General features: G+C 40.5%; 10 protein-coding genes and 1 pseudogene. 7 read left to right on the top strand and 4 right to left on the bottom strand.

From position 1 onward, the window contains the following. On the top strand, positions 1–1224 hold the full coding sequence (locus tag MNV_RS04930) for an IS256 family transposase (RefSeq protein WP_096204259.1): 1224 nt from the start codon (positions 1–3) through the stop codon (positions 1222–1224). Between the two features lie 41 nt (positions 1225–1265). Here MNV_RS04930 and MNV_RS04925 read toward each other — a convergent pair whose 3' ends face one another. Then, the gene (locus MNV_RS04925; RefSeq protein WP_096204258.1) at positions 1266–1502 is read right to left on the bottom strand and encodes a hypothetical protein; all 237 of its coding nucleotides are present in this window, start codon (positions 1500–1502) and stop codon (positions 1266–1268) included. Next, positions 1489–1581: pseudogene (locus tag MNV_RS18950) on the bottom strand (IS607-like element ISCbo10 family transposase); the annotation flags it as partial. The gene MNV_RS04925 and the pseudogene MNV_RS18950, both read right to left, overlap by 14 nt. A 413-nt stretch (positions 1582–1994) precedes the next feature. Here MNV_RS18950 and MNV_RS04920 point away from each other — a divergent pair. The 6 genes from MNV_RS04920 (at position 1995) to MNV_RS04900 (ending at position 6967) form a co-directional block, all read left to right on the top strand. After that, the gene (locus MNV_RS04920) at positions 1995–3485 is read left to right on the top strand and encodes an acetyl-CoA carboxylase biotin carboxylase subunit (RefSeq protein ID WP_096204257.1); all 1491 of its coding nucleotides are present in this window, start codon (positions 1995–1997) and stop codon (positions 3483–3485) included. Continuing rightward, on the top strand, positions 3475–4449 hold the full coding sequence (locus tag MNV_RS04915; protein ID WP_096204256.1) for a biotin--[acetyl-CoA-carboxylase] ligase: 975 nt from the start codon (positions 3475–3477) through the stop codon (positions 4447–4449). The genes MNV_RS04920 and MNV_RS04915 overlap by 11 nt, the downstream gene beginning before the upstream one ends. Before the next feature lie 31 nt (positions 4450–4480). Beyond that, positions 4481–5110, top strand: coding sequence for a hypothetical protein (locus tag MNV_RS04910; protein WP_096204255.1), 630 nt, complete (start codon positions 4481–4483; stop codon positions 5108–5110). Positions 5111–5545: 435 nt separating this feature from the next. Further along, the gene (locus tag MNV_RS20980) at positions 5546–5965 is read left to right on the top strand and encodes an NAD(P)/FAD-dependent oxidoreductase (protein ID WP_306453621.1); all 420 of its coding nucleotides are present in this window, start codon (positions 5546–5548) and stop codon (positions 5963–5965) included. Further along, positions 5928–6452, top strand: coding sequence for an NAD(P)/FAD-dependent oxidoreductase (locus MNV_RS20975; protein ID WP_306453620.1), 525 nt, complete (start codon positions 5928–5930; stop codon positions 6450–6452). Before MNV_RS20980 ends, MNV_RS20975 begins: the two co-directional genes overlap by 38 nt. Before the next feature lie 50 nt (positions 6453–6502). After that, positions 6503–6967, top strand: coding sequence for a DUF5788 family protein (locus MNV_RS04900; RefSeq protein ID WP_096204254.1), 465 nt, complete (start codon positions 6503–6505; stop codon positions 6965–6967). A gap of 4 nt (positions 6968–6971) precedes the next feature. Here MNV_RS04900 and rimI read toward each other — a convergent pair whose 3' ends face one another. After that, on the bottom strand, positions 6972–7406 hold the full coding sequence (gene rimI, locus MNV_RS04895) for a ribosomal protein S18-alanine N-acetyltransferase (protein WP_176505035.1): 435 nt from the start codon (positions 7404–7406) through the stop codon (positions 6972–6974). Positions 7407–7499: 93 nt separating this feature from the next. Beyond that, positions 7500–8222: RNA-guided endonuclease InsQ/TnpB family protein (locus MNV_RS04890; RefSeq protein ID WP_179293808.1), on the bottom strand; the 723-nt coding region annotated here is incomplete at its 5' end.

The raw sequence follows: 8222 nt of genomic DNA, 5'->3' as shown, positions 1-8222 counted from the left end.
ATGGCAGAATTATTTACACAAGAACAAGCAAGGGCATGGCTTAGGAAAAACAATTTAAAAACAGGTAAAAGCATCCAGGATGCGTTTATTAACGAGATAAAAGGAGTTCTTCAAGAAGCATTAGAAGAAGAGATGAATAACACTCTTGGTTATTCTAAATACGACTACACTAATAAAAATACCGATAACTCAAGAAACGGTCATACAAAAAAGACGGTAAAAAGTCAATTCGGGAAGATAGAACTTGATATTCCAAGGGACGCCGAAGGTGAACATGAACCGATAATCGTAAAGAAACATGAGAGAACAATATCAAGCGACCTTGAAGGAATGATTGTTTCATTATTTTCTCAGGGACTGAGCAACAGAGATATAGGATCTCATATGAATAAAATATATGGCCTTGAAGTTTCCCCTGAAATGGTTACCAGGATAACGGATAAGATTCTACCGATCGCGAAAGAATGGCAAATCAGACCTTTGAATGGATTGTATCCTATTATTTATCTGGATGGTATCGTTTTCAACGTAAATAAGGACAACCAGATAGTTAAGAAAACTGCTTATGTTGTATTTGCAGTAACGATTGAAGGAAAAAAGGATATTCTTGGAATATGGATCGGCGAAGCCGAATCATCCAAATTCTGGATGGGTGTTCTTGCTGATCTAAGAAATCGGGGTGTAAAGGATCTGCTCATTTGTTCTGTTGATGGTTTAAAGGGATTTGAGGATGCTATTAAAGCGACTTTTCCTAAAGCGGAGATTCAGAAATGCGTAGTTCACCAGATAAGGAATAGCACAAGATTTGTGAGTTATAAAGATAGAAAAGCATTCTGTGCAGATATGAGAGAAATCTATACTGCTGCCAATGAGGAAGCAGGATTAGCTGCTCTTGACCGATTTGAGACAAAATGGGGCGATAAATATTCATATGCAATCAAGAGCTGGAGAGACAATTGGCAATATTTATCAACATTTTTCAAATATCCTCCGGAAATAAGACGAATAATATATACGACCAATGCGATAGAAAATTTCAATAGGCAGATACGAAAAATCACAAAAACAAAAAGTTCATTTCCAACGGATGATTCACTATTTAAAATACTGTATCTGATAGTGTTTGATGCATCTGAGAAATGGACGATGCCTATGCGTGAATGGGGTATTATAGTAAACCAGCTGAGGGTCTATTTCGGCGAAAGGGTTGATACATATTTATAAATATGAAGGGATATTCATAAGGATAGTTTCAGCAAAAAAGATTACACTCCCAGAACCTTAAGTATTTGTTGGGCTGTTTGAGCATTTAAGTTTTTATAATTTTCAGATGTTTTTAATGTTGCTGCAAGCGTATTGGACCTTATCCAATTACCGTTCATGAAAAATTCTTGTCTTATTAAATAATTAGCCTCGTTCCACAAATTCTTTGATAAATGACACAATGAACTAAGTTCATCAGTGCCTTCTATTTGAATCTGTTCTGTTCTAATCAAGTTCATCTGTGGAAACCTCAATGTGTTTATTATTTTTACGTTTGCTATAGAGTTTCATTGAAGAACAATGAAGTAAAGATACTATTTATTTGGTTGGACTTCAACCCTTATTGTTCCATTTGAAGCATTCTTGTGAGTGTTTGTCTGGAAATTCTTAATAAGTTTAACACTTCTTTGGATTTCATATTGTTAGTGATACTGTTTGATTATATTATTATATATTATGATTCGTTAATTGGACTATACAAAATGTGATTCATATCCTCTTAAGATAATATGAATGTCTTCTATATTAATTTTTGTTATTCATTATTTATTCCGGCGCCGACTCCTTGTATTCTGGTAGTTATTTGTGGAGACTTATCCGGGAACATGACAACGAACATATTATTAATGTCAAAATAACGTATGATGAATTATTTAAGCCCCCAGAACAATAAGCATCTGAATTAATATGAAAGGCTCTTATTGTAATCAGATGAAGGAGTAATAAAATTCATGTTTAAAAAAGTCCTGATAGCCAACCGCGGTGAAATCGCGATCCGCGTCATGCGTGCATGCAGGGAGCTTGATGTAAAGACAGTGGCGGTTTATTCCGATGTAGATAAAAATGCGCTATTTGCAAAATACGCAGATGAAGCACGTCCCATAGGCCCTGCGCCTGCCTCACAGAGCTACCTGAACATGGACAACATTCTTGAAGTGGCGCATAAAACAGGCGCAGAAGCTATACATCCTGGTTACGGTTTTCTGTCTGAAAACGAGATTTTCGCAGACAGGTGCAAAAAAGAAGGGATAGTTTTTATCGGCCCTTCAGGCAAAACCATAGAAAGTGTTGGCAGTAAAATCGCGGCAAAAAAGACCATGAAAGCTGCGGGGATCCCGGTCATACCTGGCAGCAAGAACGGTATTGATGATCTGGATTCTGCTGTTGATGTGGCAGAATCTATCGGTTATCCTGTGATCGTTAAAGCCTCGGCAGGCGGCGGCGGCATAGGCATGAAAGTGGTCAGGAAGACCGAAGAACTGCGTGAAACCATCGAATCCACCCGCAGGGTGGCAAAATCCTCCTTCGGGGATGCAACAGTTTTTATAGAAAAATACCTGGAAGAACCGCGCCATATCGAATTCCAGATACTTGCAGATTCCTACGGGAATATTATCCATGTTGGTGACCGTGAATGTTCTATCCAGCGCAGGCACCAGAAACTTATTGAAGAATCGCCGTCTCCCATAATGACACCTGAATTAAGGGAAAAGATGGGTTCTGATGCAGTGAAAGCAGCTGCTGCTATAAATTATACTAATGCGGGAACGATCGAGTTCCTTTATTCAAAAGGAGATTATTATTTCCTTGAAATGAATACAAGGCTCCAGGTTGAGCATCCGATAACGGAAATAGTAACAGGAGTTGACCTGGCAAAAGAGCAATTGAGGATTGCCTCGGGCGAGGCGCTGACATATAAACAGTCGGATATCCAGCAAAGAGGCTGGGCTATTGAATGCCGGCTGAATGCGGAAGACCCGCTTAATAACTTTACACCTGCGCCCGGTAAACTCAGGAGATACCGCTCTTCCGGCGGTCCAGGCGTACGTGTGGACAGCGGCGTACACACAGGATTTACCATTACACCGTACTACGATTCTCTGATCTCGAAACTTACTGTATGGGGCAGGGACAGGAACGAAGCTATCGCCAGGATGAAGCGCGCATTATATGAATATATAATCGTCGGTGTAACCACCAACATACCTTTCCATAAAGCCGTTATGAATAACGAATATTTCAGGCGCGGGGAGTTGACTACTCATTTCATTGAAGATCACAATATCATAAAAGAAGTGGAGAAGATCATAGAAGCTGAAAAGGAGAAGGGTGCCACGCTTGCATCTGCCCTGGGAGCAGAGGATAAAAAGGTGGCAGCAATAACAGCGGCTGTTGGTACATATATCCGGAATGCAAAGCTGGGTGAGCTAAATGAACATTAAAGATAAGATACTTGAAAGACTAATTAATAATAAAGGCATGCGGATTTCCGGAGAACAGCTCGCAAGCGAACTTTGCGTTTCAAGGACTGCCATCTGGAAACATATCAAGGTCTTAAGGGATGAGGGATATATGATCGATTCGTCAACAAATCTCGGGTATTCACTTATCGAAACACCTGACAGGCTGACCCCGGGTGAAATAAAAGCCGGGCTTAAAACAAAGGTTATAGGAAAAGAGATAAAATATTTTAAAGAGACAGAAAGTACAAATATTGTAGCCCATGAGATAGCTGGATCAGTAGATGAGGGCACTATTGTAATAGCTGAAGCCCAGACAGCAGGACGCGGCCGTCTCGGGCGCAAATGGATCTCTCCTGAAGGAGGAATATGGCTTTCCATCATACTTAAGCCAAAGATACAACCTTCACATGCCCCCAGGATTACGCTTCTTGCAGGTGTTTGTGTTGCCAGGACAATACGGAGTCTGGGTCTTCCTGCAAAAATAAAATGGCCGAATGACATTCTTATTAACGGGAAAAAAGTATGCGGCATCCTCACAGAGATCCGGGCTGAAGCTGACCTCATTGATTATCTTATTGTCGGGATAGGAATAGATGCAAATGTAGATACAGAATCATTCCCCGATGATATCAGGGATAGTTCAACATCACTTAAAAAAGAAAAAAGAGCTAAAATAAATCGTGCTGGCTTTGTCAGGAAATTACTTGAAGAGTTTGATGAATTGTATCTGAAATTCCAGGATGAGGGATTCAAATCCATACTGGAAGAATGGAGAAACATGTCGGCTACAATAGGTGAATGGGTAAAGATAACCACACAGGCGCATTCAATATATGGTGAAGCGATAGGTGTGGACAATGAAGGAGCACTCATTCTTGAAACAAGTGATGGACATCTTGAAAAGATCGTATCCGGGAGTTGCGAACATTTAAGACGCACCTGAAACACTTCAATATGGAAGGATAACAAAGACTATGCACAATGATTTGAAAGAACGCGTGAAAAAGCTTGAAAACAATTACAATGGGAAAGAGTTCCTATCTATCGTGAATGAGATCAAGAAAGATAAGATTAATGATGATGAACTTCTCATGCAAATTGAAAATTTAAGTCGAAAAAGATTTGAGGGAAAAGTGTCTTTGACCCCTGGATTATTTACCGGGAACTTATTGGAAATTACTGCCACAATTGCTGCTATAGTTCTTGCTTTTCGGGTAAATACAGACTGGGTGCTATATCTATGTGCCCTCATTCTTATGGCCACACTGCATCCGCTTTCACATTATTTGACAGGCAGGCTTTTCGGGATCGGATTCACACATTATTATCTAAATGGCCCTGCACGCATCGAGCCTACTCTCAGGATCAATTATTTTTCATACCTTAAGGCAGAAGGCGTGAAAAGGGCGCTTATGCATGCTTCAGGTGTCATCGGAACCATTGCGGCACCTTTGGTCGCGGCATTGATAGCCCTGGATAAAGGAGCTTTGGGTGTCGCAATGAATCTTATGTATTTTTTCTTATTGCTAATTGTTTTTGAACTCCTGACTTCAACCAAGATAGGGGATTTGATGAAAGCAAAGAGGGAGTATGGGTACAGGTAAAAATTTTGTAAAATTTGAGACGTGGGAGGAAAGTAATCAGAAGCAGCCCCAACATCTTGCTCTCGTCGGCACCGGGATTCGCATGAAGGGGAGAGGCGAGGAGGCAGCAGGAATGGGGGAAGTTGGGATTACTAGAAGCACTTGATTTTTTATAATTAAATCATGATATTTTTTTGATGCAGTTTTAATGCTTCAGCGCTTATGCTCTAAGGTACGGAGCGTCTGGATAAAGACCGCAGAACAGCAGCTTTTCTATGAACTCGAAACAGAATATGGATTCCCTCGGGCAACCTGCCGCTCACTCGTTCAATTGATGCAGGAATTTTTAGAGGAGAATTATGGAAATCTAAGTAGATGTCTTAAAATCCATTTGAAAAATAAGTTACATTTTCATAAATTTATATACCATAATCACCATACAAGGACTGAAGAATTATGGTTTATGATATCGTCATTATCGGCGGCGGGCCTGCGGGTCTCACTGCGGGAATTTATGTAAAGCGCGCTATGCTGAATGCTGTCCTTCTTGAAAAAATGGGGATCGGAGGACAGATAATAGTCACTGACAAGGTCGAGAACTTCCCGGGTTTCCTTGAGATATCAGGCGCTGACCTTGCAGCGAAATTCGAAGAACAGGCACGCAAATTCGGGCTTGAAATGAAAGGAATGGCAGAAGTTGATTCGATCGAGGATAAAGGAAATATCAAGATCATTAAAACAACAGAAGGCGACATAGAAACTAAGTCGGTCATAATAGCATCCGGCACAACGCCAAAAAGGCTGGGTGCAAAAGGGGAGGTTGAATTAACAGGCAGGGGTGTTTCATATTGCGCTACATGCGACGGTTTTCTTTAAAGAAAAAGAGGTTGTAGTTATAGGCGGAGGAGATTCCGCGATCACTGAAGCCATTTATCTTACAAAGATGGCAAAAAAAGTAACTGTAGTCCACAGGCGCAATGAGCTGCGTGCTGAAAAGATTAACCAGGAGCATGCTTTTTCAAATCCGAAAATAAGTTTTATCTGGGATTCGGTACTTGAAGAAATTGTGGGGAAAAACGTCGTTGAGAAGGTCGTTTTAAAGAACCTGAAAACGAATGTGACCTCGGAGGTAAAAACAGATGGCGTCTTCATATATGTGGGTTTGATCCCAAATACAAAATTTGCAGATGTAAAAAAGGATGAATGGGGATTCGTAATCGCAAATGCTAAAATGGAAACTTCTGTTAAAGGCATATTTGTTGCAGGAGATTGCAGGGTCACACCACTTCGCCAGATAACAACAGCGGTAGGTGATGGGGCGATCGCTGCGGTATCCGCAGAAAGGTATCTCGAAGAATTATAATCGAATTAATCAAAATTGACCAAGTTAATCAAAATGGGAAGCAGGGAAGTGTGAACCAAAAAGAATTAAATCCGGATGATTGCATATCCCTGGAAGAAAGGGAGCATTTACTCAACGGGTTACACAGATATCTTATATGGGTGGGAGAAAAAGTACCAGAGGAAGTAGAGATTAATGGGGAAAACATTAAACTCCATGAATTAATATGGCGTTGCATACATAATAAGGAGCTTTCGGAACAGGAAAAAGACCGTTTACTGGAACTTGTGACTTTTCTTGAAACTAAAGCGAAGTATGATGAGGAGATCCTTTTAAGAGAAGATATCACGAAAGAAGAGGCAAAAAAATTATATAATGAGATCGCAAGTTTCATACGCGCAATTATGGATCTAAAGGAATGTGAAGCAGGTAAGATCAAGTTAAAAGATCCAAGTGATGATATCAAACAAAAAGTCGATGATGCACGGCGATGGATAGGGTTTTTGAAAAATGTGGGTAAGAAAAGCCTCCTATGATTAACTATAATTTAAGCTTCATTAAACGGGCGTTCTGGCCGTCATTATAGTATTTTTCAGCTATCCCGAACTGGGAAAATCCAAGTCTCTCATAGAATCTTTTCGCTTTAATATTATCCATCCTGACCTCAAGAATTATCTCAGTGACTCCCTCCTTTCGGAAAATGTTAATTATTTCTTTTAACAGGTTGCTACCAACACTCCTGTTTTGATATTTAGGGTCTACTGCAAGTGAAAATATGCGTCCTACTCCAACTTGTGCCAGAAATCCTGCCACATAGCCTATAACAAAACCGTTAATGTCAGCTACAATAAAAGTATCGGGATATGTCTCATAGAACTGCATGTAAAGATAAGGGTCATGCTCATTAAAAACCTTCCTTTCGATGTCGATGACCCACTGGAAATCAGAAGGCTGGAATTTTCGTATAATTATCAATTTTTCTCCAATAATATATGACCTGGTATTGGTCTGCCTGTTAAACCATGATGTATAAAAGTATTACTATGGATGGAAAGTGAACTGCTCCGGCTAAAGCCACGGAGCGTCCCGCTGCATTGATACTCCGCTGAGATATCCTTGACGGGCGTTAATTCCGGTAGTTCCTACCGTACATCTATTCTCGATTAATATTGCAGACACCTGATCTCTTCCCATGACAAGACCACAGGAAGGACAACTATGTACCCTCACTGAAAGGTCTTTTGGGACACGGAAACCGCAAATACAGGTCTGGGATGTTCCTGCGGGATTAACGAATTCAACTATTTTCCCGGCACATTCTGCCTTGGATTTTGTGAATTGCATTAATTGATACCAGCCAGCATCGGAGATGGATTTAGCAAGACGAGGGTTTTGCACCATGTTTTTTATCTGCAAATCTTCAAACACGATACGGTCATAGGAATCCACAAGAACCTTGCTGGTCTTATGAGCAAAATCTTTTCTTTGATTCCCGATCTTTCGATGTACTTTTGATACTATCACCCGCTGCTTATTCCTGTTCTTTGACCTGAGTTTTTTCCGGCTTAACCGCTTCTGTTCCTGTTTCAGCTTATCCTCTGATTCCCGCAGGAACTTCGGAGGTTTGATCTGTTCCCCGTTACTCAGGGTTATCAGGTCGATTAATCCAACGTCTATTCCTGTTTTGGTTTTGACTTCAACCGGGATAGGCTCTTCGATTTCACATGAAAAGGAAACATACCATTGGTCAATATCCTTTTTGATGGTACAGGTCTTGATTATGCCTTCAAT

This window comes from Candidatus Methanoperedens nitratireducens, assembly GCF_900196725.1.
GTDB classification, from domain to species: Archaea; Halobacteriota; Methanosarcinia; order Methanosarcinales; family Methanoperedenaceae; genus Methanoperedens; species Methanoperedens nitroreducens_A.
Note: the sequence above shows the minus strand (reverse complement) of the source record. Positions and strands in the feature narration are given on the sequence as shown.

Bases quoted from the DNA above. Each gene is read 5' to 3' on its own strand.
- MNV_RS04920 (WP_096204257.1), top strand. From the start codon at position 1,995: ATGTTTAAAAAAGTCCTGATAGCCAACCGCGGTGAAATCGCGATCCGC.
- MNV_RS20980 (WP_306453621.1), top strand. From the start codon at position 5,546: ATGGTTTATGATATCGTCATTATCGGCGGCGGGCCTGCGGGTCTCACT.
- MNV_RS04910 (WP_096204255.1), top strand. From the start codon at position 4,481: ATGCACAATGATTTGAAAGAACGCGTGAAAAAGCTTGAAAACAATTAC.
- MNV_RS04915 (WP_096204256.1), top strand. From the start codon at position 3,475: ATGAACATTAAAGATAAGATACTTGAAAGACTAATTAATAATAAAGGC.
- MNV_RS04930 (WP_096204259.1), top strand. From the start codon at position 1: ATGGCAGAATTATTTACACAAGAACAAGCAAGGGCATGGCTTAGGAAA.
- MNV_RS04925 (WP_096204258.1), bottom strand. From the start codon at position 1,502: ATGAACTTGATTAGAACAGAACAGATTCAAATAGAAGGCACTGATGAA.